Origin of the sequence: Lentzea aerocolonigenes, from assembly GCF_000955955.1 — a bacterium.
Lineage (GTDB): Bacteria > Actinomycetota > Actinomycetes > Mycobacteriales > Pseudonocardiaceae > Lentzea > Lentzea aerocolonigenes_A.
Genome location: NZ_JYJG01000086.1, coordinates 1 through 23543, shown reverse-complemented (window position 1 = coordinate 23543; position 23543 = coordinate 1). Strand labels below are relative to the sequence as shown.

The 23543-nt window shown below is 67.3% G+C and carries 25 protein-coding genes and 1 tRNA gene; 15 read left to right on the top strand and 11 right to left on the bottom strand.

Going from position 1 to position 23543, the window contains the following annotated elements:
* Positions 1-9 precede the first annotated feature (9 nt).
* The gene (locus UK23_RS14490; protein WP_045312018.1) at positions 10-798 is read left to right on the top strand and encodes a DUF1206 domain-containing protein; all 789 of its coding nucleotides are present in this window, start codon (positions 10-12) and stop codon (positions 796-798) included.
* A 64-nt stretch (positions 799-862) separates the two neighbouring features.
* Here the strand turns inward: UK23_RS14490 and UK23_RS14485 are convergent, their stop codons facing one another.
* Entirely contained in the window at positions 863-2695 is a 1833-nt protein-coding gene (locus UK23_RS14485; protein WP_045312017.1) for an acyl-CoA dehydrogenase, read from the bottom strand.
* 151 nt (positions 2696-2846) lie between these two features.
* Positions 2847-3881, bottom strand: coding sequence for an FAD-dependent oxidoreductase (locus UK23_RS14480; RefSeq protein ID WP_045312016.1), 1035 nt, complete (start codon positions 3879-3881; stop codon positions 2847-2849).
* 83 nt (positions 3882-3964) lie between these two features.
* Between UK23_RS14480 and UK23_RS14475 the strand changes: the two genes are divergently transcribed.
* Positions 3965-4540, top strand: a complete 576-nt coding sequence (locus UK23_RS14475) for a TetR/AcrR family transcriptional regulator (protein WP_196777738.1) — start codon at positions 3965-3967, stop codon at positions 4538-4540.
* On the opposite strand, the gene UK23_RS14470 is transcribed toward UK23_RS14475, so the two are convergent.
* A complete protein-coding gene (locus tag UK23_RS14470) occupies positions 4502-5140 on the bottom strand; it encodes a response regulator transcription factor (RefSeq protein ID WP_045312056.1) in 639 nt (212 codons plus the stop codon). The two genes, UK23_RS14475 and UK23_RS14470, sit on opposite strands and share 39 nt — an antisense overlap.
* 242 nt (positions 5141-5382) lie before the next feature.
* On the opposite strand from UK23_RS14470, the gene UK23_RS14465 reads away from it, so the two are divergent.
* Complete coding sequence (locus UK23_RS14465) at positions 5383-6897, top strand: sodium:solute symporter family protein (RefSeq protein WP_045312014.1); 1515 nt, start codon at positions 5383-5385, stop codon at positions 6895-6897.
* Here the strand turns inward: UK23_RS14465 and UK23_RS14460 are convergent.
* Positions 6887-7273, bottom strand: a complete 387-nt coding sequence (locus tag UK23_RS14460; RefSeq protein ID WP_045312013.1) for a hypothetical protein — start codon at positions 7271-7273, stop codon at positions 6887-6889. The two genes, UK23_RS14465 and UK23_RS14460, sit on opposite strands and share 11 nt — an antisense overlap.
* Before the next feature lie 74 nt (positions 7274-7347).
* On the opposite strand from UK23_RS14460, the gene UK23_RS14455 reads away from it, so the two are divergent.
* Positions 7348-7764: a hypothetical protein gene (locus UK23_RS14455; protein ID WP_045312012.1), complete on the top strand. Its 417-nt coding sequence runs from the start codon at positions 7348-7350 to the stop codon at positions 7762-7764.
* On the opposite strand, the gene UK23_RS48625 is transcribed toward UK23_RS14455, so the two are convergent.
* The 3 genes from UK23_RS48625 to UK23_RS14440 all read right to left on the bottom strand — a co-directional run bounded on the left by UK23_RS48625 (position 7761) and on the right by UK23_RS14440 (position 9668).
* Positions 7761-8705 (bottom strand): TIR domain-containing protein, encoded by a 945-nt coding sequence (locus tag UK23_RS48625; RefSeq protein WP_052684662.1) that lies wholly within the window; start codon positions 8703-8705, stop codon positions 7761-7763. The genes UK23_RS14455 and UK23_RS48625 overlap by 4 nt on opposite strands.
* Positions 8706-8795: 90 nt before the next feature.
* Complete coding sequence (locus UK23_RS14445; RefSeq protein ID WP_045312011.1) at positions 8796-9167, bottom strand: hypothetical protein; 372 nt, start codon at positions 9165-9167, stop codon at positions 8796-8798.
* Positions 9168-9299: 132 nt separating this feature from the next.
* Positions 9300-9668, bottom strand: a complete 369-nt coding sequence (locus tag UK23_RS14440) for a roadblock/LC7 domain-containing protein (RefSeq protein ID WP_045312010.1) — start codon at positions 9666-9668, stop codon at positions 9300-9302.
* Positions 9669-10122: 454 nt separating this feature from the next.
* Here UK23_RS14440 and UK23_RS14435 point away from each other — a divergent pair, with 454 nt between their 5' ends.
* Positions 10123-11016, top strand: coding sequence for a hypothetical protein (locus UK23_RS14435; RefSeq protein WP_156213100.1), 894 nt, complete (start codon positions 10123-10125; stop codon positions 11014-11016).
* Positions 11017-11050: 34 nt separating this feature from the next.
* Here the strand turns inward: UK23_RS14435 and UK23_RS14430 are convergent, their stop codons facing one another.
* Both UK23_RS14430 and UK23_RS14425 read right to left on the bottom strand, forming a co-directional pair.
* Positions 11051-11428, bottom strand: coding sequence for a hypothetical protein (locus UK23_RS14430; RefSeq protein WP_045312008.1), 378 nt, complete (start codon positions 11426-11428; stop codon positions 11051-11053).
* A 74-nt stretch (positions 11429-11502) separates the two neighbouring features.
* A tRNA-Gly gene (locus tag UK23_RS14425) sits at positions 11503-11576 on the bottom strand.
* A gap of 72 nt (positions 11577-11648) precedes the next feature.
* Between UK23_RS14425 and dcd the strand changes: the two genes are divergently transcribed.
* Positions 11649-12230, top strand: a complete 582-nt coding sequence (gene dcd, locus UK23_RS14420) for a dCTP deaminase (protein WP_045312007.1) — start codon at positions 11649-11651, stop codon at positions 12228-12230.
* On the opposite strand, the gene UK23_RS14415 is transcribed toward dcd, so the two are convergent.
* Positions 12227-13207, bottom strand: coding sequence for a cation diffusion facilitator family transporter (locus UK23_RS14415; protein WP_045312006.1), 981 nt, complete (start codon positions 13205-13207; stop codon positions 12227-12229). The genes dcd and UK23_RS14415 overlap by 4 nt on opposite strands.
* 201 nt (positions 13208-13408) lie before the next feature.
* Between UK23_RS14415 and UK23_RS14410 the strand changes: the two genes are divergently transcribed.
* The 5 genes from UK23_RS14410 to UK23_RS14390 all read left to right on the top strand — a co-directional run bounded on the left by UK23_RS14410 (position 13409) and on the right by UK23_RS14390 (position 18693).
* Positions 13409-14707, top strand: a complete 1299-nt coding sequence (locus UK23_RS14410; RefSeq protein WP_045312005.1) for an SdrD B-like domain-containing protein — start codon at positions 13409-13411, stop codon at positions 14705-14707.
* 175 nt (positions 14708-14882) lie between these two features.
* Positions 14883-15434 carry a MarR family winged helix-turn-helix transcriptional regulator gene (locus UK23_RS14405; RefSeq protein ID WP_045312004.1) on the top strand — a complete coding sequence of 184 codons (552 nt, stop codon included), beginning with the start codon at positions 14883-14885 and terminating at the stop codon, positions 15432-15434.
* 211 nt (positions 15435-15645) lie between these two features.
* Positions 15646-16941, top strand: coding sequence for an LPXTG cell wall anchor domain-containing protein (locus UK23_RS48620; RefSeq protein WP_052684661.1), 1296 nt, complete (start codon positions 15646-15648; stop codon positions 16939-16941).
* Positions 16942-17026: 85 nt separating this feature from the next.
* The gene (locus UK23_RS14395; protein WP_045312003.1) at positions 17027-18280 is read left to right on the top strand and encodes an SdrD B-like domain-containing protein; all 1254 of its coding nucleotides are present in this window, start codon (positions 17027-17029) and stop codon (positions 18278-18280) included.
* A 32-nt stretch (positions 18281-18312) separates the two neighbouring features.
* A complete protein-coding gene (locus tag UK23_RS14390; RefSeq protein ID WP_045312002.1) occupies positions 18313-18693 on the top strand; it encodes a phage holin family protein in 381 nt (126 codons plus the stop codon).
* 58 nt (positions 18694-18751) lie between these two features.
* Here the strand turns inward: UK23_RS14390 and UK23_RS14385 are convergent, their stop codons facing one another.
* Entirely contained in the window at positions 18752-20971 is a 2220-nt protein-coding gene (locus tag UK23_RS14385) for a (Fe-S)-binding protein (protein WP_045312001.1), read from the bottom strand.
* A 158-nt stretch (positions 20972-21129) separates the two neighbouring features.
* Between UK23_RS14385 and UK23_RS14380 the strand changes: the two genes are divergently transcribed.
* The 4 genes from UK23_RS14380 to UK23_RS14365 all read left to right on the top strand — a co-directional run.
* A complete protein-coding gene (locus UK23_RS14380) occupies positions 21130-21453 on the top strand; it encodes a DMT family transporter (protein WP_045312000.1) in 324 nt (107 codons plus the stop codon).
* Positions 21454-21461: 8 nt separating this feature from the next.
* Positions 21462-22022, top strand: a complete 561-nt coding sequence (locus UK23_RS14375) for a TetR/AcrR family transcriptional regulator (protein WP_045311999.1) — start codon at positions 21462-21464, stop codon at positions 22020-22022.
* A gap of 4 nt (positions 22023-22026) precedes the next feature.
* On the top strand, positions 22027-22581 hold the full coding sequence (locus tag UK23_RS14370; RefSeq protein ID WP_045311998.1) for a hypothetical protein: 555 nt from the start codon (positions 22027-22029) through the stop codon (positions 22579-22581).
* Between the two features lie 80 nt (positions 22582-22661).
* On the top strand, positions 22662-23543 hold an 882-nt coding region (locus UK23_RS14365; protein ID WP_156213099.1), incomplete at its 3' end, for a DUF4097 family beta strand repeat-containing protein.

Below are 23543 nucleotides of genomic sequence, written 5' to 3'. Positions count from 1 at the left end.
CACCCGTTCGTGGCCACTGTTGCGAATGAGGCGCGAAGACACCCTGTCGTCCAGACGCTGGGGCGCGCGGGAATGGTGCTGTACGGGGTCGTGCACGTCCTGGTGGCGTGGCTCGCGATCCAGGTAGCGTTCGGCGACTCCGAACAGGCCGACTCGAAAGGCGCGGTCAGCGACATCGCGCAAGCCGGCGCCTGGCTGTTGTGGACGCTCGGGATCGGGCTCCTGTTCTTCGCGCTGTGGCAGGCGCTTCTCGCCTTCGTCGGCTACACGTACGTGCCGAAGAAGCGCAAGCGCATCTCCAAGCGCATCGGCTCCGCGGCCCGTGCGATCACCGCGACCGGTATCGCGCTCGGTGCCTTCAAGTACGCGACGAGCGGCAGCGCGGGCGACCAGACCGAGAAGCAGCAAGAACTCACGGCGCAGGTCCTCGGGCTGCCTGGTGGCCAGCTCATCGTCGGCGCGATCGCCATCGGCGTGATCATCACCGCGGGCGTGATCATCTACAAGGGCATCAAGAAGTCCTTCGAGAAGGACCTCGACATGAGCCGTGCGCCGTCGTGGATCGAACCCGTCGGCCGAATCGGCTGGATCGGCAAGGGAGTCGCGTACGGCGTGATCGGTGTCCTCATCGGACTCGCCGCCATCACCGCGGACCCCGAGCAGTCCGGCGGCATGGACAAGGCGCTGAAAACGCTGGCAGCACAGCCTTATGGCATGTTCCTGCTCAGCGCGGTCGCGATCGGCATCGCCGCGTTCGGCGTCTACTGCTTCGTCGCCGCACGCGCACTCAAGGGCTGACAACAGAAAACGGGTCCCGCACCTCGGGCAGGAGGTGCGGGACCCGTCGTTCTGACGAGGCGGTCTAGAAGGCGCTCTCGTCGATGTCCATCAGCGCGTTGTCCGTGGACTCCGCGATCTTGCGGCGGGCGGTGAGCTCCGGCAGCACGTTCTTCGCGAAGAACGACGCCACGGCGATCTTGCCCTCGTAGAAGGACTTGTCCTTGGCGGAGGCGCCGTCGAGCTTCTGCAGCGCGACCTCGGCCTGGCGCAGCAGCAGCCAGCCGACGAGCACGTCACCCGCGGTCATCAGCAGGCGGACCGAGTTCTGTCCGACCTTGTAGAGGTTGCGGACGTCCTCCTGCGAGGTGGTCAGGAAGCCGACCAGCGAGCCGAGCATGCCCTGCAGGTCCTCGAGACCCTGCTTGAGCAGCGCGCGCTCCTCCTTCAGACGACCGTTGCCGCCCTCGTTGTCGAGGAAGGACTGGATCTCGCCGTTGATGAACGCGAGCGCCTGGCCCTTGTCACGGATGATCTTCCGGAAGAAGAAGTCCAGCGACTGGATGGCCGTGGTGCCCTCGTACAGCGAGTCGATCTTCGAGTCGCGGATGTACTGCTCGATCGGGTACTCCTGCAGGAAGCCCGAGCCGCCCAGGGTCTGCAGCGACTGCGCCAGCTGCTCGTACGCGCGCTCCGAGCCGACACCCTTGACGATCGGCAGCAGCAGGTCGTTGACCGCGGCCGCGAGCTTGGCGTCGTCGCCGCCGAGCATCACCTTGTCCTGGAACGTCGCGGTGTACAGGTACACGGCGCGCAGGCCCTCGGCGTACGCCTTCTGCAGCATCAGGCTGCGGCGGACGTCCGGGTGGTTGGTGATGGTGACGCGCGGGGCGGTCTTGTCCGTCATCCGCGTCAGGTCGGCGGACTGGACGCGCTCCTTGGCGTAGGACAGCGCGTTCAGGTAGCCGGTCGACAGCGTCGCGATGGCCTTGGTGCCGACCATCATGCGGGCGTACTCGATGACGTCGAACATCTGCGCGATGCCGTCGTGCACCTCGCCGAGCAGCCAGCCCTTGGCGGGAACGCCGTGCTGGCCGAACGTCAGCTCGCACGTGGTGGACGCCTTGATGCCCATCTTGTGCTCGACGTTGGTCACGAAGGCGCCGTTGCGCTCGCCCAGCTCACCGGTCTGCGGGTCGAAGTGGAACTTCGGCACGAGGAACAGCGACAGGCCCTTGGTGCCCGCCTTGGCCTCGATGCCTTCGCCCTCGGGACGGGCCAGCACCATGTGCATGATGTTCTCGGTCAGGTCCTGGTCACCGGACGTGATGAAGCGCTTCACGCCCTCGATGTGCCAGGAGCCGTCGTCCTGCTTGATCGCCTTGGTGCGACCGGCGCCGACGTCCGAACCGGCGTCCGGCTCGGTCAGCACCATCGTGGCGCCCCAGCCGCGGTCGATCATCAGCTGAGCCCAGTGCTGGTCGCGCTCGGTGCCGTTGTTGTAGACGACAGTCGCGAAGCTCGGGCCCGCCAGGTACATGTAGATCGGCGGGTTGGCGCCGAGGATCATCTCGGACGCGGCCCACGCGACCGACGGCGGCGTGCCGAAGCCGCCCAGCGCCTCTGGCAGGAACATGCGGTACCACTCGCCGTCCCAGATCGCCTGGTACGACTTCTTCAGCGACTCCGGCAGGGTCGCGGAGAACGTGGCCGGGTCGTACTTCGGCGGGTTCCGGTCGGCGTCGGCGAACGAGTCCGCGAGGGGACCCTCCGCCAGGGTCTTCATCTCGGACAGAACGCCGCGCGCGGTGTCCTCGTCGGACTGCTCGAACGGCCCCTTGCCGAGGTGGTCCTGCACGTTGAAGACCTCGAACAGGTTGAATTCGAGATCCCGGACGTTGCTCTTGTAGTGGCCCATCTCGTCAGCTCACTCCTCAGGGTCGCGGCGGGGTCGCCTACTGACCGGTAACAACAGAGTATTACTCGACAGTAACCCCGGCAAGAGCGACCACCCACTGGTGGCGAACCAGACACTGCGCCGACACGCCTGAATCAGGCATGAGTACGGGTCAGACGTGTATCGGACGGGCCGGGACCATGTCCAGAAGTCCCGCGTTCGTGCGCTCCTGCGCGTCGATCGCGCGCGGCAACATGACAGATTCGTAGGCCCGCACCCCGTCTCGGACACCGTCCTTCGCGATCGCGAGCGCGAGATCGGCCGCGTCCTCCATCGCGAGGTTCGCACCGACGCCCAGCGGCGGCATCAGGTGGGCCGCATCGCCCAGCAGCGTCACGCCCGGCGTGTGCTCCCACGTGTGAGGCGCAGGCAGTGCGTACAGCGGCCGGTGGATCAGTTCGCCGGCGAGGAACCTCCGCAACGACGGGTGCCAGTCCGCGTACAGCTCCAGCAGCTCGGCGTTGGAGGGCCTCCAATCCTCACGCGCGCGCATGCACGCGTACGCGCGGATGTGATTGCCGCTGTTGCGCTGAGCCCAGAGCATCAGGCCCGGATCGTCGGCGACCATCGTGCCGCCGCCGGTCAGGTCGAGCAGCTCCGGGTCGTTGTCGTGCCGGGTCTCGATGAACATCACCCCGGTGTACTGCGGCAGAGCGGGCGAGAGGGCGGGGCGCACCCGTGACCAGGCGCCGTCCGCGCCGATGACCAGGTCGAACTCGGCGGTCGAGCCGTCGAGGAACGTGATCTCGCCCGGTTTCGCCGTGTCGATGCCGAGGCCCCAGCTGACGGTTCCGGGCGCGAGCGAGTCGAGCAGGAGCTGACGGAGCTGGCCGCGGTCGATCTCCGGTCGGAAGTCGCCCACCGGCGGTTCGTGCTCGATCAACGCCGCCGTGGCGTGGTCGAGCTTGCGCTGCTCCTGGCCCTCGAACCGGGCGAGCGCGCGCCACTCGTCGAACAGGCCGGCGGCGCGGATGGCCTCCTGGCCGCTGTCCGCGTGCAGGTCGATCGTTCCGCCCTGCTGGCGGGCCTCCGGAGAGCTCTCCCGCTCGAAGACGGTGACGTTGTCGAAGCCGTGCAGCTGGAGAACGCGGGCGCAGGTGAGGCCGCCGAGGCCGGCCCCTGCGATGGCGATGCGTGGTGTGGTCATGTCTTCGATGAAACCGTATCGACTAAAAAAGTACAATGACTACACTTTTGAAGTGGCTCAACTCGCACGGTAGGATCCTGGTCGTGACCGAACTCGGCCGCCGTGAGCGCAAGAAGCTGCAGACCCGCCAGTCGATCGCCGACGCGGCGCTGGAGCTGTTCATGGCGCGCGGGTTCGACGACGTGGGCGTGAAGGAGATCGCCGATCGTGCGGACGTGTCGGTGACGACGCTGTTCAAGCACTTCCCCAGCAAGGAGGCGCTGCTCTTCGACGAGGACGAGGAGATGGAGTCCGCGCTGGTGGACGCGGTGCGGAACCGGCAGGGCCGATCGATCCCGCAGGCGTTGAAGGAGCACTTCGCGGGCATGGCGGCAGGGCACGCCGACCACCCGCTGTTCCAGCCGTTCATCGAGCTCGTCGAGAGCACGCCGTCGTTGCGCGCGTATCAGCGCACGATGTGGATCCGGCACGAGACGGCGCTGGCCCGCGCCATCGCCGAGGAGATCGGTGCGCCGCCGGACGACGTCAGGTGCGCGGGGCTGGCCCGGTTCGCGCTCGAGTCCCGTGACGTGATCTTCGGGCGCCAGGACCGGGAGCAGGCCGCTGAGGCGTTGTTCGGGTTACTCGAGCACGGCTGGTCGGCCGATCAGCAGGCCTGACCGGTAGGCGAGCGAGACCGCGTGCGTCCGGTCGCGCGCGCTCAGCTTGCGGAGGATGCCCTTCACGTGGGTGCGCACGGTTTCCACGGACACGATGAGCTCGTCGGCGACCTGCTGGTTCTCCAGGCCGTCCGCGATGAGCGTGAGCACCTCGTACTCGCGCCGGCTGAGCGTCGGCCGTTCGCGCGGGCGCAGGTCGGGATGCACATAGCCGCGTGACCGGCACGTTTCGGCGATGACCCGGACGATCTGCTCGGGCTGGGCGGACCGTGGCACGACGCCGCGGACTCCTGCCTCTAACGCGCTCGTCACGTAGTTCGCGTGCGAGTGGGCGTCGCGAACCAGGCCGATGACCAGCAGGCGCGGGTCGCGTTCGACCAGCAGCCGGGCCAGGTGGCCGACCGGGTCGAGCACGGAGTCGACGAGCAGCACGTCGGGCCGCAGGCGTTCGTGCAGGCGAACAGCGGCGTGCAGGTCGCCCGTCGAGCCGAGCCAGCGCAGACCGGGGGTCCGCTTGACCAGTGCGGAAAGGCCTTCGCGGTACAGCGGCACGGGGTCGATCAGCGCGACGCCGGGGGCAGGCCGGCTGGGCGGGAGCATCAACACCTCCGTTCGTGCTTCTGGAGGTGAGACGTGGTTCCCCTGGACGTGTGACGCGGAATAGCAGGTTCACGTGGATGAACAAGGGTCACGAATGTGATTCAAGACCGCTGAAGGTCTTCCGTCACGGGGCAACAGTCTCGTAAGACCTACGTCACATATCCCGTGCGGATGTGCCAGGTTCCGCCGCCATGAGGCCTGGTGCTCTCGCGGGCACACGTGTGTGCACGCAAGGAGGTCACATGGGCACCCTCGATTGGGTCGTGGTCGTCGGCTACTTCTTCGTGATGGTCGCGATCGGACTCTGGTCACGTAGGCGCGTCCTGAACATCGCCGACTTCTTCACCGCAGGCGGCAAGATGCCGTGGTGGTTGTCCGGCATCTCGCACCACATGTCGGGCTACAGCGCGGTCATGTTCGTCGCGTTCGCGTCTGAGGCGTACCGGCTCGGCCTCACGGTCTACGTGTGGTGGTCGCTGACGATCGGCATCGGCGTCGGCATCGGTGCGTTCCTGTTCGCGCCGCGCTGGAACCGGTTGCGGGCGAAGCACGACGTCAAGTCGCCGCTCGAGTACCTGGCCAAGCGCTACAACCTGCCGACCCAGCAGGTCATGGCCTACGCGGGTGCTCTGCTCAAGGTCGTCGACATCGCCGCCAAGTGGGCGGCCGTCTCGATCCTGCTCCGCGGGTTCGCGGGTGTCCCGATCACCTGGGGCATCATCATCATCGGCCTGGTCACGATGGTCTACTCCGTGCTCGGCGGCCTCTGGGCCGACGCGCTCACCGACTTCGGCCAGTTCGTCATCCAGGCGGCCGCGGGCTTCGCGATGTTCTTCGCCGTCGCCGGCCGCCTCGGCTGGGACTTCCCCGCGACGATCTGGGACAAGCTCCCGGACAGCCACAGCGACCCGCTGGCCGGCCCGTACACGTCGACGTTCCTCATGGCGCTGTTCCTGATCAAGACGCTCGAGTACAACGGCGGCATGTGGAACCTGGCGCAGCGCTACATGGCCGCGCCGTCCGGCTTCGCGGCCAAGCGGTCCGCACTGCTGTCGTCCGCGCTCTGGCTGGTGTGGCCGCTCGTGCTGTTCTTCCCGATGTGGGCGGCGCCGCTGATCGTGCCGGGCCTCGAGGGAGCGCAGGCGGAGAACGCGTACATCGAGATGGGCAAGCAGATGCTGCCCGCGGGCATGATCGGCCTGGTCCTGGCCGGCTTCTTCTCGCACACCATGGCCATGGTGTCGTCCGACGCGAACGTCATCGCCGCCGTGATCAACCGCGACATGCTGCCGCACATCTGGAAGAAGGTGAAGGCGTTCTCGGCGGACAACCAGCTGCTGCTGGCCCGCGTCACGACGTTCACCTTCATCGGCGTCAGCATGATCATCGCGATCGCGTCCGGCGGTCAGGGCTTCGTGCTCAAGGTCGTGGTCGACCTGGTCGCCGCCACGATGGGCCCGATCGCGATCCCGTTGATGCTCGGCCTGCTGCCGTGGTTCCGCAAGGTCGGCTCCACCGCGGCGATCGCCTCCGTCGTCGGTGGCCTCGGCATGTGGGCGTTCCTGTACATCGAGCAGATGAACAAGGCCGCCTGGGTCACCAAGGGCGTGCTCGTGTCGTGGCCGCTGCTGCTGTCGCTGGTGCTCTACCTGGCGATCGGCTTCCTGAAGAAGGAGCCGTCGACCGAGCGCGACATCCTGCTCGACTCGCTCAACTCGGACGACGTCTCCGACGAGCCGGAGAAGGTCAAGGCGTAGCGGTAACCCGTTCGTTCTTCATGATCCTCGCGGCGGCGCACCCGAACAGGGTCGCCGCCGCGAGCCACATGTACGGCAGGGGCGTGCCGGTGTAGGTCTGCGCCGTCGTCGCGAGCACCGCGGTCGCCCCGGCCACCAGCCCGGTCGTGTGCGTGACCGGGAACGGGCTCTTGAGGACCGTGAACACGGCGATCGGCACCAGCAGGAAGCCGTAGGCCAGGATGCGGGTGGCGAGGTTGGCGTGGTCGGCGATCTCGTACTTGAGCGCCGGCACGGCCAGCACGGTCAGCAGCACGCCAGTCGCGAGCCCCACCACGAGACTCAGCAGCACGGTTCGCCCTTGCCACATCTGCGTCATGCGCTTCAAGACGCGCACATCACCCGATGGTTGCCGTGGCGTGCGTCATCGTCACGAGACTCCCGCTCGGTGCCACGGGCACAGTGGATGTCATGGGCACGTGGTTTCCTGCAGATGACGCCGAACTGGCCGCCGGGTGGCGGCTGTGGCTGGAGCTGAGCGACCGCGTCTACCCGGACCCGTCGTGGGACGGCACCCCAGCCGACGCCATCCGCCAGGTCCGCGACCTGCTGGCGGCGTGCGAGGACATCCGCCTCTCCTATCTCGCCGAGTCTGCTCAGCCGTCGGTGGCTCTGTTGCAGCTCTTGCAGTCCATGCCGTTCGTGGCTTCGTTCCCGGTCGACCTGTGGCACGACGACACGCACCCGTTGGACGTCGAACGTGCCGAACTGCTGCACGGCGACCTCGCGTCGTTCGCGGACCACGTGGCGGGTGTGCGCGCTGCGTTGGCCCAGGGTGGCGGCTGGGTGGAACTGGACCGGCGCCCGTGGGGCCTGCCGGTCGACTAGCCGGTCCTTTCCAGCGCCTTGGTCACCATGTCCACGAGCTCGGACGGATTGTTCGTCACGCCCTGTGCCCCGCGCGCCTCCGCATCGAGCCGGTGCTCGGGTGCCCTCGAACCCGCGTAGATGAAAAACGGTGTCGAGTCGGCGCGCGACCGGATCTGGTGCAGCAGGACGTAGCCTTCCTGCGGCCCCTCGGCTCTGCCCATGTCCGAGATGATCGCCGCGAACCTGCGTTCGCCGAGCACGTCCATCGCCTGGTCTGTCGACGTGGCAAGAGTGAACTGGATGCCGAACGACTCGAAGACGGCTCGCTCAGCGCGGTTGTTCTCAGGACGGTCGTCGACCCACAGGATGCGCCGCTTCCACTCGTCGTTCCGGAGCAACCCGACGGCAGCCCCGGCACGCAGAACGCGGCCCGCGGCCTGAGAAGAGACCGATTCGACGTCGAACTGGGCCGGCTCTTTGGCCTGTTGCGCCAACACCAGGGAAACAGCGCCCGTCACGACTTTCTCGAGTTGCTGGGCGTTCATGGTCGACACCAGCGTGCTCGGCCGCGGAGAGATGTTGCGGCCATGGCTCCGCAGCTCCGCCGCTCTGGACGCCACGACGGACAACTTCCGCTCCCACACCCCACCTTGAAGGATCGGCGGCAGCTCCTGCTCCGGCAACGACGCCTCGGCCAGGTAGACGATGATCGGCACGCCTGCACCCCAGAACGCCCCCAGCTCAGCTCCGCACCAGCTCGACTTCACCGATGCGCGGGTCGCCACGAAAATGCACACGGAGCACTGCTGCACGGCGGCACGAAGCTGATCGCTGAGCGAGGCGCTGCCGGTCTTGATCTCCGACGGATGCCAGTACGGAACGGCCAGCTGGTCCAGCTTGTCCGTGACGTTCTCGAACTCGGGCTGGTTGTCGAAGGAGTGGCTGATGAAGACCGTCACGGTGACATCTCCGAACGCCGGGGGAGGCCACTCTACCGGTTGGCTCCAAACGGCGAAGGCCCCCGCGCCCGAGAGCCTTCGCCGTGCCGCTCAGACCTGCAGATCGGACTCGATGCGCTTGAGCTGGTGCCGCGCCATCGCGAGGTTCGCGGCCTCTCTTTCCAGCACGAGGTAGAGGAAGAGCGACCCTCTGGATTTCACCCCGCCCATCAACCGGATCAGGTGGTACTGGCGGTGCAGCGTGATGAGGATGTCCTCGATGCTGTCGTTGAGGCCGAGTGCCGCCATCACCCGGAGTTTCGACCTGATGACTTCGGTGTTCCCGGCCGCCGCGATCTCCAGGTTCAGCCAGTCGCCGCCGCCGCTGGTGCCGAGCGACATCCCGCTGTCGTAGTCGACCAGCGCGACACCGACCGCGCCGGCGATGGACATGGCCTCTTTCAACGCGACATCGATGTTCATCAGAATCCACTTCCCTGGGTCGACTGGTGGTTGGGACGACGTGGCCGCTTTCCGGTGTCTCGACGGCATGCGGACACGCCTCCATGCGGAAGAAATCGTGGTTGAGAAGAATGATCCGAGCGTCGCCATCGGCTAGGCGGCCAGAATCGCGCCGACTCGTTCGATCACGGGCCGGGACTCGTGCAGGAGGCGGCCGAGGTTCATCCCCCTGTCCCCGAGCACGACCAGCAACGACAGCCGGCCGATGGCGTACACGGCCATGTAGCCCTCGCTGCCGAACACCACGGTCTGGCTGAGCGCGCCCAGACCGTTCATCTCCGCTGCCTGGCGTGCGATGCCGAGGTCGCTGGCGGCCAGCGCGGAGATGTGCGCGGCGTCGAGGTTCTTCGCGACGTCGGCGACGATGGGGATGCCGTCGGCCGCGGCTATCACCGTGTCGGTCACTCCGGCGACGTTCTCGCGGAGCTTCCGCATCTCGGCGCTCAGGGCGTCGAAGTCCAACTCACTCCATTCCTGAATGGGAAAGGTCGAGCCGCTCAGGACTAACATCCCACCTCCAACGGGCTCGCAGGTGAAACAGTCCGCCCGGAGTCGCCGACAATGCGAGGACGTCACTCCGCGCGAATTCGGGCTGCCCGGGCGGATATCAGGCGGGCCGATCAGTCAATCGAACACTCCGAGTTCATCGAAAGAGCGATCGGAAGGGTTACTTCTTACCTGTCGAAACCATCTGACCCGCGCAAGCCTCACCTGATCGAGTGAAGAATTCCAATTCGCGCAGATGAACTTTCATTTCCGATCCATCGATCACGGGCGCGGCGCCGGCGAGACCTGCCATTGGACGGAAACGACGAAGGTCCGCGAGTCGCGAGGGCCTTCGTGTGGAGGGAGTGACGGGAGTCGAACCCGCCGAAAACGGATGGTCGACAGCCTCCCGCCCGGTCATCCTGACCCGGTGGGAGACAGAGCCAACGTCATCGTGGTCCGCGAGAACGGCACACATGAGCTGTACCGGACCGGCTGGGCGGTCGGAATCGACCTCGACCTGCTGGAAGGGCCGACGCCGGTTCTAGCGATGCTTCCCGGACTCCGCCAAGACGGCTGGTGGTTGGACGACACCACGGCCCAGGGCGGGATACTGCTCGACCTCGGCAGGAAAGTGCTCCTGTTCTTCGCCTGGGAGGGGCCCAGCACCGAACTCCGCCACCGCACGGCCATGTTCGAGCTGATCCGAGCCGCGTGGCCGGGCTGGGAGGTCCGCTGGCTCTACGACGGCTCGGCCGAACTGCGTGAGTACGTCGGGCTGGACCCGGAGTACGTCCGCTGCCGCGATTCGGACGCGACTTCGGCCCCGTTCCTCGCCCCCGACGACGAGGACTTGGCCGGGCCCGACCCAGGCGGTGTGGTGATCACGGTAGACACGGGCCGCTGCCACGTCGCCTCTGGCGCCTTCGACCACCCTGTCCGCGAGGGCGTCGCCCTGCTCGACCGCCTGGCGAACGCCCCTGGGCACGGGAACTGCACCCTGCACGTCAACGCCGGCATCCACCTCGACCCGGAACGCCGGCATCTGGGCTGGTGGTCCCTCTACTCCTCGCCACAGGCTTACGAAGTACCAGAGTTGTGGCCGGGCTGGACCGTGGAGTTCTGGCAGGACGACTGGGAACGACACGTCAGAGCCAGCGACCGCTTCTCTCCGGCGGCGTTCGACGCCGGTGAGAAAGCCAGAGCCGCAGTGCTCGCCGAGGCCGGGGAGCGCCGGGCCGCCCGGGCCCGCAACCGCGGGCAGATCACCCGTCTGCGGACCGCACCGACTCGGTCCCAGGCGGGACGACCGCAACCGGCCTGATCATGAACGACTGGCCGGCATCACGCACTCGAGCTCAGCGGCGCTCGGCCGCGGCTGGCCGGAGCTGGTCCAACTGCGGGTCGAAACACACCAGCCCTCGCTCCGCGGCCATCGCGGCGGCCTGTGCGGACACCTCGTCCGCCATGCTGTGGCGCATCGCGAAGTAGATGACCGGCCCGCTGGCTTCGTCGATCAGCGGCCCGGCAGACCAAGGGCTGATGTCCTCCTCGTCCTCGGTCATGTCGATCCACCGCTCGAGCAGCGCTTCGACGTACGCGCGGATCCGGGGTGTCGGCTCGACGTCGACCGAGTCCTCGCCGAGGTAGGTGTTGTAGAGCTCGGCGAACGTGGCGGCGCCGGCCTTGTCGTCGGGAGGCTGTTCGCCTTCCCAGACCGCGAGGTCGTAGGTCATGCACGCACGTTAACCAGCAGGCCTTCTGGGAGCCCTGGAAACACCGAAGGCCCTCACGAGGAGGGCCTTCGAAGTGGAGCGGGTGACGGGAATCGAACCCGCCTCTACAGCTTGGGAAGCTGTCGTTCTACCAATGAACTACACCCGCAGGTCAAGCTCGTTGCCGATCATACACAGGCGTGCAACGAGACATCCCGCAGACTTCGGTTAGCCTGTCCGGGTGCTGCTGAGTGACCAGGATCTGCGCAAAGAGGTCGAGTCGGGCCGTCTGCTGCTCGACCCGTTCGACGTCGAGATGGTTCAGCCGTCGAGCATCGACGTGCGACTGGACCGGTTCTTCCGGGTCTTCAACAACACCAAGTACACGCACATCGACCCGGCGATGCAGCAGGACGAGCTGACGAGCCTGGTCGAGACGGCGGATGGTGAGCCGTTCGTGCTGCACCCCGGCGAGTTCGTGCTCGGGTCGACGTACGAGATGGTGACGCTGCCGGACGACCTGGCCGGGCGGCTCGAGGGCAAGTCCAGCCTCGGCAGGCTGGGGCTGCTCACCCACTCCACGGCGGGCTTCATCGACCCCGGCTTCTCCGGCCACATCACGCTGGAGCTGTCCAACGTCGCGAACCTGCCGATCACGTTGCACCCCGGCATGAAGATCGGGCAGCTGTGCCTGTTCAAGCTGTCGAGCCCGGCGGAGCACCCGTACGGCTCGAAGCAGGCAGGCAGCCGGTACCAGGGGCAGCGCGGGCCGACGCCGAGCCGCGCCTACCTCAACTTCCACCGCACCGACACGCGTCGCTAGCTCAGGTCGCCGTACCGGTCGAGCACGCGGCGCCGGAGATCGGGATCGGTGCGGGGCACCGGTTCGAGGAAGATCTCGTCGAGGTCGCTGAACTCCTCGCGCAGTTCCGCGGAGATCCGTACGCAGGCGTGCTCCAGTTCGTTGGCGCCCAACGAGTCGTCGAAGTCCAGGCGGGCGCACAGCAGGACGCGGTCGGTGCCGATCAGCATCGTCAGGACGTCCACGACGGCGTCGACCTCGGGTACCTCGGCGAGCCGGCGCCAGATCGCCTTCACCATCGACGGGTCCGCCTGCCGGCCGATCAGGAGGCCTCGATTGGTGCGCGCGAGGATGTACGCGACCAGGGCCAGCAGCACGCCGATCGCCAGTGACGCCAGGCCGTCCCACACCGCAGAGCCGGTCAGCTGGTGCAGGCCCACGCCGGCGAAGGCCAGTATCAGGCCGATGAGGGCGGCGGAGTCCTCCAGGAAGACCGTTTTCACGGTCGGGTCGTCCGACTCGCGCAGGAACGCCCAGAAGCCCTTCCCGTGCGTCTCGGCTTCCGAGCGAACCTGCCGGAACGCCTGCGTCCACGAGATCGACTCCAGGATGAAAGCCAGCCCCAGCACGATGTAGCCGACCAGTGGCCTGGTCTGCTCCTCCGACTCGCCGAAGACCGTGCGGAAACCCTCGTAGAACGCGAACATCGCGCCCGAGGCGAAGATCGAGACGGCCGCCAGCAGCGACCAGAAGTAGCGCTCCTTGCCGTAGCCGAACGGGTGGCGGCGGTCGGCCGGGCGGTCCGAGCGGCGCAGTGCCGTGAGCAGAAGCGCCTCGGTGAACGTGTCGGCCACGGAGTGCGCGGCCTCGGAGAGGATTGCCGCCGAACCGGTCAAAACGCCCGCGACGGCCTTCATGACCGCGATCGCCAGATTCACCAGCAGGGCCAGGACAACGGTGAGTGTGCTTTCGCCCGAGCCCGACGGCTTCTCGCTCATGGCGATCACTCTAGGCCTCGCCTCGCGGACCGACAGCCCTGACACGAGGCGTTGACCGGCGAAAATCACGGTTCGATCTCGGGCGCAACCAGACCCGGCGCCCGAACGACTCTATAGCGACCGGCCGCTGGGGAGCGGCTGGGAAATCCACTCAAATGTGCGGCCTTATTCGTGCTGCGCAAATTTCTTCTGGGGGAAGAAATGAGCTTCAAGATCAAGGCTGCCGCCGTGACCGTCGCGACGTCGCTGATCGCCGTGCCGCTGGCGCTGTCCGGCACCGCGTTCGCGCAGGACGACCTGCCGGCCGGATCTCTCGGCGGCCGCGTGTTCAACGACCTCAACGGTGACGGGACGATGCAGTTGCAGGAGCCGGGCATCGCCTACGCCGGTGTCCTCGTGACGGACCCGGACGGCAAGACCAGCCTGCACAGAGCCGACAACATCGGTCTTTTTCGGGTCGATCACCTGAAGACGGGGCGGTACAAGGTCGTCTACGACGACGAGGTGCTGGCGAACACCACGCCGACGACGAGGGACGTGGAGGTTTCGGACACGGGCAGCTCCTCGATCTACTTCGGTTTCCGCGGCGCCTCGATCTGCGGCACCGCGTGGAGCGACACGAACGAGGACGGCCTGAGGCAGGACGGCGAGCCGGTGCTGTCGGGCCGGCGGATCCGCCTGGACGCGCTCGACAAGTTCGCCGAGACGGGCGCGGACGGTCGCTACTGCTTCGGCAACCTGCCGGCCGGCGACTACGGGCTCAGCGTCCCCAGGACGGCAGGCGACCAGCTCGTCCTCACCAGGCCGAACGGCGACTCCGATTTCGAATGGAACAGCACGAAGTCGTACGTGTTCAAGGTCGGCAAGGGTGAGCAGCTCACGGGGATCGACGCGGGCTTCGTCACGCTCCGGGCCGACCTCAAGGCCGGGCCGATCACCATCTCCGGCGACGGCGGCCTCAGGGTGGGTGAGACCCTCGACATCTACGGCGCGTTGGTGGCCAACGGCAACGCGCCGGAGACCCTCGGCGGCACGCTGACGTTGCCGGAGGGGCTGCGCATCGTGGAGCCGATGGGCAGCGTCGGCTACGGGGCGGTCGTGCGAGGTCAGCAGGTGACCTTGGCGCACGGTCTCCGGCAGAACCCGGGGATCGAGGAGACGCTCGGCGCCAAGGTCGTGGTGGAGAAGGAGTTCAGCGGCGGCGAGATCAGGTGGGAGGTCGCCAACGAGAACGCCGACTCGGACCCGGAGAACAACGTGCAGATCTGGAAGAACATCAGCGCGGGGCCCGCCAAGCCTCAGCCTCAGCCTCAGCCGGGTGGTGGCGAGCCTGCCCCCGCCGCGCCGGAGGTCAAGCCGGTGGCCAAGCCGGAAGCCGAGAAGGTCGCCGCGCTGGCCTACACCGGTGCGGACCCCGTCGCCACGGGTGCGATCGGCCTGGGTGCGATGGTCCTCGGTGGCCTGGCGTTGTTCGGTGCTCGCCGCCGCCGCAGCGCCTGATCATTAAGCCATTCGAGTGACATTCACGGGCCGGGGCAACATCTCGGCGGCCTGCGGTGTCTTAAGGCTGGGATCTGCTCCGGGGGGACGCTGATCACCAGGGGGTAAGACGGAACGGCCCGCGTCCGGGAGAGACGCGGGCCGTTCTGCATGCGGGCACAACTACCATCGTGTGATGGGCAACCGTGGTGCGGACGACACCGATGCCGAGGTCGAGTCGTGGAGGGCCATGGTTCCGGCGATCGATCCGGTGGTCGAAGGCGTGGTCGACCGGGTGCACCAGATCAGCAAGTACCTCGACTTCCTCGCCACGGAGATCGCCGCGCCGCACGGGCTGAACCGCGCCGACTACGAGATCCTCGCCCGCCTGTTCTGGATCGGGCCGCCGCACCGGCTCACGCCCAAGCAGCTCGCCAACGGCACGCTGAGCCCGGCAACGACGATCACGAGCCGCCTCGACCGGCTGGAGAAGGCCGGTCTCGTCGTTCGCGAGCTCGACCCCAGCGACCGCCGCTCGTTGCCCGCGACGCTCACCGACGCCGGCCGCACGATCTTCCTCGACATCGTCGCCGGTCAGGCGCAGCGGGAGAAGGACCTCTTCACCGCGCTGCCCGGCGGTGACCTGGAGAACCTGCGCGACCTGTTGCGTCAGGTCATGGAGGTGCTGGCGGGCGAACTGGGCCCGGCCCACCGCCGCACGCGGCTCGCTCTGAACAGCAAGGAGTAATTGCTACGAACTCGTACTATCCGATATCGTGCTAACTGGCGCGAGAGGGAGGGTGCGACATGGGTGGCTATCCGTTGTCGGAGTGATCTCCGGGCGACCTGACCCTGATCCGTGTGACCGGAGTCCCTGATCCGTGTGACCGGAGTCATGCAACGCTTGTCCCTCCAGGTTCCGATTACCCATTGGACTAATCGGAACCTGGGGGACAAAAGTGAAGAACGTGTTGGCCGTCGCGACGACGGCCGCCCTTGTGCTCACCGCGACGGGCCTGCCCGCCGCAGCGCAGGACGAGAAGATCGTCGTCGAAGGCCTGTTCTACTTCGATCGCAACGCCAACGACGTCTACGACGAGGGCGACGCGATCCGCAAGAACGGTCCCGGTGTCCGCATCCAGAACATCGACACGAAGGAGTGGATCGGCGAGTTCCGCGGCGGCCAGGACGGCCGCTACCGCGCGGAGCTGCCCAAGGGGCCGAAGTACGCGGTCCACAACGAGGACCTGTTCATCTACACGTCCACGAGCACCGGGTACAACACCGGCGAGTCGGTGACGAACGGCGACATCCCGTTGCGGGGCAAGCGCGTCTTCGGCCACTCCTTCGTCGACTCGAACGGCGACGGGGTGTTCAACCCCGGCGAGCAAAAGATCCCCGCGGGCAACGGCAACGTCCACGCGCGGGCACAGGTGACGGGCACCGCCGTCGACGGCACGCAGGTCTTCCTCACCGCGGGCCCGACGGCGGACGACGGCACCTACATCATCGAGGACCTGCCCATCGGCGACCTCACGCTGACCGCGCCGGACTACGCCTACCTCGGCTATCTGCTCGATCCCGCCAACGCCAACGCCGACGTCGACCCGGTGACCCGCACGCGCAAGCTCGACTCCTTCGCGGACTTGCGGATGCGGGTCGACCAGCGCTACTTCAAGGTGAAGTCGGACCCGGCGCTGACCGGTCTGAAGCTGCTGCCGGAGAAGGACGCCTACCGCAGCGGCGAGTCCGCGAAGGCCGTCATCGAGGTCGCGAACAAGGGCAACCTCGCCGAGAAGATCAAGTTCATCCTCGACGGGCACAACACCCGCGTCGGCTCGGTCGGCGGCAACGCCGTTCGGGTCGAGGGCAACATCATGTCGCTCAAGGAACCGCTCGCTCCCGGTGCGACCGCGAAGGTCGACGTCGACTTCACCTTCGACTGGGACTCGCCGGACTCGGTGCGCGCTTTCGTCGAGCGTGGCGACCAGTTCCCGGACGCCGACCTGACGAACAACGAGATCGTGATCGACGTGCGGGTCGACCCGCCCTCCTCGCCGACCACGCCGTCGTCGGCGAGCACCGCTCCGCCCGCGCCGAGCAGCTCGGCACCGGCCGCGGCTCCGGCCGGTGCCGACACGAACGACGAGCTGGCCTCCACGGGTGCCTCACCGCTGGGCTTCCTGGCTCTGGGCGGCCTCCTGCTCGTCGCAGGTGCGGGAGCGTTCTTCCTGGCGCGCCGCCGCAGGTCCTGACACTCGTGTGACCGGAGTCACGCAACGCTGTGCCCCCGGAGATCCGATGTCCTAAGTGGAGATATCGGATTTCTGGGGGATACACGTGCGAAAGCTCTTCGCCGTCGCGACGACGGCTGCCCTTCTCCTGCCCATGGCCGGCACTGCCGCGGCACAGGAGGAGAAGGTCTTCATCGGTGGTCTGGTGTGGTTCGACCGCAACGACAACCGCAAAGTGGAAACGTACGAGCCCGGTGTGCCGAACGAGAAGATCGTCAAGATCGTCAAGGAGGACACGGGCGAGCTCGTCGGTGAGTACGCGACCGACGACAAGGGCATCTACGTCGCCCGCGACCTGCCCAAGGCCAAGTACGTCGTGACCGTCGAGGTCGGCGGCCGGTACTGGTACACGGGGAGGAACGGCGTGACGACCGAGGGCGGCACCGTCGACTTCGGTGTGCGCGGCGGCCAGCTCGTCGGCTACTCGTTCCTCGACCAGAACGGCAACGGCTCCCTCGACGTCAACGAGGGCGAACGCCGCCTCGAGCCGGGCACGTTGAACGGCAAGAAGATCGAGCTCCGGCCGGAGGACGGCCAGTTCGCGATCGAGGACCTGCCCTTCGGCCGGTACGAGCTGGTGGCGACCGACTACCGCCGCGAGGGCCTCACGCTGCGGGACACCAAGACCTCCAGCGGGCTGGACTGGGTGACCGGCAAGAGGGTCTTCAACATCGGCGAGGAGTCGACCGCGCCGATCGACATCCTGTACTTCAACCCCAAGGGCGACCTGGCGATCACGATGCCCGAGCTGTCGCCGGCCAAGGACGTCTACGTGGTGGACGACGAGGTCGAGGCGACGTTCCGGATCACGAACAACAGCGAGGCGCCTGAGCTGCCGACGTTCACGACCGGCCAGTGGACCAAGAACACCCTGTCGCACAGCCCGGGCATCGAGCCCGTGCCGGGCTCCTACGACGAGTACGCGGTCAAGTCGCCGTTGCTGCCGGGGCAGAGCCTCGACGTGAAGATCCGCGCGAAGCTCGGCGAGACCGACCTGGAGAAGGTCAACGTCCTGGTGCGCCCCAGCAAGTGGGGTGACGACCCGTTCCGGGACAACGTGCGGATCCGGCCGATCAAGGTCGTCCAGAAGGGCGCGGAGACCACCACGACCACGACCTCTCCGGCGGAGACGACGACCGCGACGACTACCACCACGACCATGCCGGTCGTGGTGCAGGCGGGCAACAGGTCCGGTCTCGCGTCGACGGGTGCGTCGCCGCTGGGATTCCTGGGCCTGGGAGCTCTGCTGCTCGCGGCCGGTCTGAGCGCGTTCTTCGTGGCGCGCCGCCGCCGTTCCTGACCACATAGGACCCGCCACGGTTAGTCTGCGGCATGGGCATCTTGGTGCATGTGCTGCTGACTGCCGTGGCGGTCTGGGTGTCGACCGCCCTCCCAGGCATCGACCTGGGTGAGGGCACCACCGGCGCGAGAATCCTCACGCTGATCGGCGTCGCGGTGATCTTCGGCCTGGTCAACGCGATCGTGAAGCCGCTCGTGAAGTTCTTCGGCTGCTTGTTCTACCTGGTGACCCTCGGCCTGATCGGGCTCGTGGTGAACGCGCTGCTGTTCATGCTCACCGGGTGGCTCGCCGAGCAGCTGGACCTGCCGTTCCGCGTCGACGGCTTCTGGCCCGCGTTCTGGGGCGCGATCATCGTCGCCCTGACCGGCTGGGTGCTGAACGTGATCTACGACAAGGTCACCGACAACGACTGACCCACCGCACGAAAAAGCCCCTCGGTCCACACCGGACCGAGGGGCTTTCTCTTACCGCCTAAGCGTTTGCGTCTTCTGCGGCCGGGGCCTTGTGGCCGCGCTTCACGGACTCGAGCAGCATCTGCGCGACGTCCACGACCTCGACGTGCGCACCCGCCTGGCCGTCGGCCTGACGCGCGGTCACGCCGTCCGTCAGCATCACGCGGCAGAACGGGCAGCCGGTCGCGATCTTCGACGGCGCGGTCGAGAGGGCCTCGTCCACGCGGTCGACGTTGATGCGCTTGCCGATCCGCTCCTCCATCCACATGCGGGCGCCACCGGCACCGCAGCACATCGAGCGCTCTTCGTGGCGTGGCATCTCGCGCAGCTTCGCGCCGGACGCCCCGATGAGCTCACGCGGTGCTTCGTAGACCTTGTTGTGGCGGCCCAGGTAGCACGGGTCGTGGTAGGTGACGTCCTCGGTGACCGGCGCGACCGGCACCAGGCGGCGTTCGCGCACCAGCTTGTTCAGCAGCTGCGTGTGGTGCACGACCTCGTACGTGCCGCCGACCTGCGGGTACTCGTTGGCCAGCGTGTTGAAGCAGTGCGCACACGTGACGACGATCTTGCGCTGACCGACCGGCCGGTCCTCGAACACCGAGTTCAGGACTTCCACGTTCTGCTGCGCGAGCATCTGGAAGAGGAACTCGTTGCCGGCGCGGCGGGCCGGGTCACCGGTGCAGGTCTCCTCCGGGCCGAGCACCGTGTAGGAAACACCCGCCGTGTGCAGCAGTTCGGCGACGGCACGCGTGGTCTTCTTCGCGCGGTCCTCGAACGCACCGGCGCAGCCGACCCAGAACAGGTACTCGGCGTCGCCCAGTTCGCCGTCGAACACCGGCACGTCGAACTCGAGGCCCTCGGTCCACGCCAGGCGGTCCTTGGCGTTCTGGCCCCAGGGGTTGCCCTTGTTCTCCAGGTTCTTGAACATGCCGCCGAGCTCGGTCGGGAAGTTCGACTCGATCAGCACCTGGTAGCGGCGCATGTCGACGATGTGGTCGACGTGCTCGATGTCGACCGGGCACTGCTCGACGCACGCGCCACAGGTCGTGCACGACCACAGCACCTCGGGGTCGATGACGCCCAGCTCGCCCGGGCCGCCGACCAGCGGGCGCTCGGACTCGGCCATCGCCAGCACGTCGATGGACTCGAGGCGCTTCTTGTAGTCCTCGTACTTGTCCTCGGTCAGGCCGACCTCGTCACCGGCCATGTCGCGCGAGCCGCCCGCGAGCAGGTACGGCGCCTTGGCGTACATGTGGTCGCGCAGCTGCGTGATGACCAGCTTGGGGGACAACGGCTTGCCGGTGTTCCAGGCCGGGCACTGCGACTGGCAACGGCCGCACTCGGTGCAGGTGGAGAAGTCGAGAACGCCCTTCCAGGTGAAGTCCTCGACCTTGCCGACGCCGAACACGTCCTTGTCAGGGTCGGCTTCCTCGAGGTCCAGGACCTTGCCGCCGGACATCATCGGCTTCAGGGCGCCGAGCGCGACGCCGCCGTCGTCCTCGCGCTTGAAGTAGATGTTGAAGAACGCCGAGAACCGGTGCCAGGCAACGCCCATCGTCAGGTTCCGGCCGACCACGATCAGCCAGATCATGCCGGACAGCAGCTTGACCAGCGCCATGATCGACACCCAGATCGCGGCGGACGGCAGCAGGTGGGCCAGCGGCTGCGTCACGAACGACGTCCACAGCGGGGCCTCTTCCAGGCCGCTCGACTGCTTGAACGCCTTCACGCCGAGGATGCCGAGACCCTCGATGATCACGACCGCCTCGACGAAGTACGCCGACTTGAAGTCGGAGCCCTGGAAGCGGGAGATCCGGTCGGCGCGGCGCGGGTGGTTGACCTGGCGGATGATCGCCAGCGCCACGCCACCGACGACGGTGCCGAGACCCAGCAGCTCGACCAGCAGCAGCCAGACGGACCACGTGCCGATGACCGGCCAGTGGAAGTGCGGGTTGAAGACCTCGCCGTAGGCCTCGAACAGCACCGCGGAGCCGATGAGGAAGCCCCACATCACCATCCAGTGCCACGGGGCGACCGAGCGGAACTTGGCCATCCTGGTGTGCGCGACGAACTCGACGATCAGCGTCCGCAACCGTGCCCAGAACGGGCCGGTGCGCGTCGGGTCCGGCTGGCCGAGCCGGATGATCTTGATCATCTTCCAGATGCCGGCGACGAACACGCCCCAGGCGACGACGCTCACCGCTACCGCGACGAGTCCGAGAACCAGCTGGAGGGTCATGGCGGGAGTCTAGGCCACGTTACTCGCGAGTAACCACTTGGACGTGGCCGGTGTCTCCTCGCGTACCGGTCAAGTATCCATAAGTTGATCAAAAACTTATGGAACAATCGTTCAGGTAGTTGTCCTGTGTCGATCCTTGGGCAGCCCTGGAGGTCGCCGTGTTGTACCTGTATCTCGCTGCGGCGATCGTCGGGGAGATCGCCGCCACCGTGTCGTTGAAGCTGTCCGAGGGCTTCAGCAGACCGTGGCCGTCAGCTGTGGTCGTCGTCGGATACGCGATCGCCTTCACAGCCCTTTCGCGCGCGTTGAAGTTGGGTATGCCCGTGGGCGTCGCCTACGCCGTGTGGTCCGCGATCGGTGTTGCAGCCGTGGCGGTCATCGGCTGGAAGTTCCTGGGCGAGACCCTGAATCCCACGATGGTCATCGGGTTGGCTTTGATCATCGGAGGCGTGGTCACGCTGGAGTTGGGGAGGGCGCACTGACCGCAGTCATGGATGGACGCAAGGCGCGCGGCGAGAAGAAGCGGCGGGCCATCGTCGAGGCGACGTTGCGGGTGATCGAGCGCGACGGCGTGTCCGGCGTGACGCACCGCAGCGTGGCGCGCGAGGCCGGCGTGCCGACGACAGCGCCCACCTACTACTTCGCGTCGCTGGACGATCTGTTGATCGCCACGCTGCTGTGGGTCGCAGAAGAGCTGTGTGACGACATGTTGGACATCATCGCTCGCGGCACTCCCCGTCAGATCGCCCGAGAGCTCTCTCGTGCGGTCGACGAGAATCGTGCGCGCACACTCGCCGAGTACGAGTTGTACCTGCTCGCGGGTCGTCGTCCTGAACTGAAGGCCGCCGCACGCCGGTGGCTCGACCTCGCCGTTGAAGTGGTGCGCCCGGCGGATCCGGTGGCGTTCCGCGTGTTCCTCGCCGCCATCGACGGGCTGCTGATCCAGGGTCTGATAGCCGACGTCGCCCCGAACGAGGACGAGCTGGAGCCAATCGTGTCCTTCTTGATCCGCGGCCGCGACGACTCAACTCCTCGAACGAGTGAACAATGAAGCCATGAGGTTCGCGCGAGAGGTGTCCGGCATCAGCCACGGGGTCAGCCTGGGGCTGCTGGCAGCCCTCTACGTCCGCGACTCACTGGCGTTGTCGGTGGACGTCGAGCCGCACGTGCCGGGCCTGGACCCGCCGCTGCCGGTGCGGGTGCCAGCGGGTGTCGACCGCGCCGCCGTGACGCGGGAGTGGCCTGGCTGGTGGGCCGACGCGCTCGACGCGTGCACCCGAGGCGCCGAGCCCGCGGCGCCTGAGGACGCCGAGGCGTTGCTGACCCGGCCGGCCAGCCGCGACGCCGTGCTGGCGTTGAAGACCGGCATCGAACAGCTGCACCGCGTGCAGGCGCCGGTGGCGCTGCCGATCGGCGACGTGCTGCGCGGCATCGAGTCTCGGATCGGACGGTGGGCGCAGAGCGTGGAGCTGCACATCGCCGAGGTGCCCGTCGACGGCCTGCTGTGGGAGCGCATCGCACCCGCGCACGTGCTGGCCTCGACGCGGTTCCTGAACGACCCCGCACGCACGGCTCCGGCGTTGCGAGCGGTCCTGCAGGACCTCGTCTGAATCGGGTAGGGACAACCCCACCCCGCCTTCGGGGGCTGACTGCCGTGTAGCGCAGCCGCGGCACCTCTAGTTTTGTGCACATGCTGAGGACGGCGCTGGTGGCGGTGCTGATGGGGGCTCTGCTCTCCGGGTGTGGCATCCGCATCATGAAGTACGAGTTCACCGACGATCACACGCTGGCGGACAAGTACACGTCGGTGCGGGTGCGCGCCGGCTCGGGAGATGTGGCGATCCGTTACGTGCCCGGCACGGAGACGAAGATCCACCGCCGGGTGGAGCACGCCAAGGACAACAGGCCTGCCGGTGTCTCGCACCGGATCGAGGGCAGCACGCTGGTGCTGGACGACTGCGGCAACAACTGCTCGATCAACTACGAGATCCAGGTGCCGTTCGCGGACATCACCGTGGAGTCCCCAGACAACGGGTCGGGCAACGCGGTGATCGAGGGCGTCGCCGCGGTCGACTACAAGGTCGGCTCCGGCAAGTTCGAGGCGATCAACATCGCGGGCAACGTCCAGATCGACAACGGCTCCGGCAACATCTACGTGCGCGACGTCAAGGGGGACGTCAGGGCGCACACCGGCTCTGGCAGGTTCGAGGCCTCCAGGGTGAAGGGCAGCGTCACCGCCGACCTGGGCTCCGGCGACATCGACCTGGACCAGGTGCAGGGCAAGATGCTGCTCCACAGCGGCTCCGGCCGCATCACCGGCACGGCGCTGGACAACGACGTGACCGCCACCGCGGACTCCGGCGACGTGGACATGACGTTCATCTCGGCCCGCACGGCACGCCTCGACTCGGGTTCCGGCGACATCACGCTGCGGGTGCCGGGAACGGGAGGCCCGTACAAGGTCACCGGCGACTCGGGCAGCGGCAGGCGCAAGATCGACGTGCCGACGGACCCGTCGGCGCCGAACGAGCTCAAGCTCGACACCGGCTCCGGCGACGTCAAGGTGACCGCC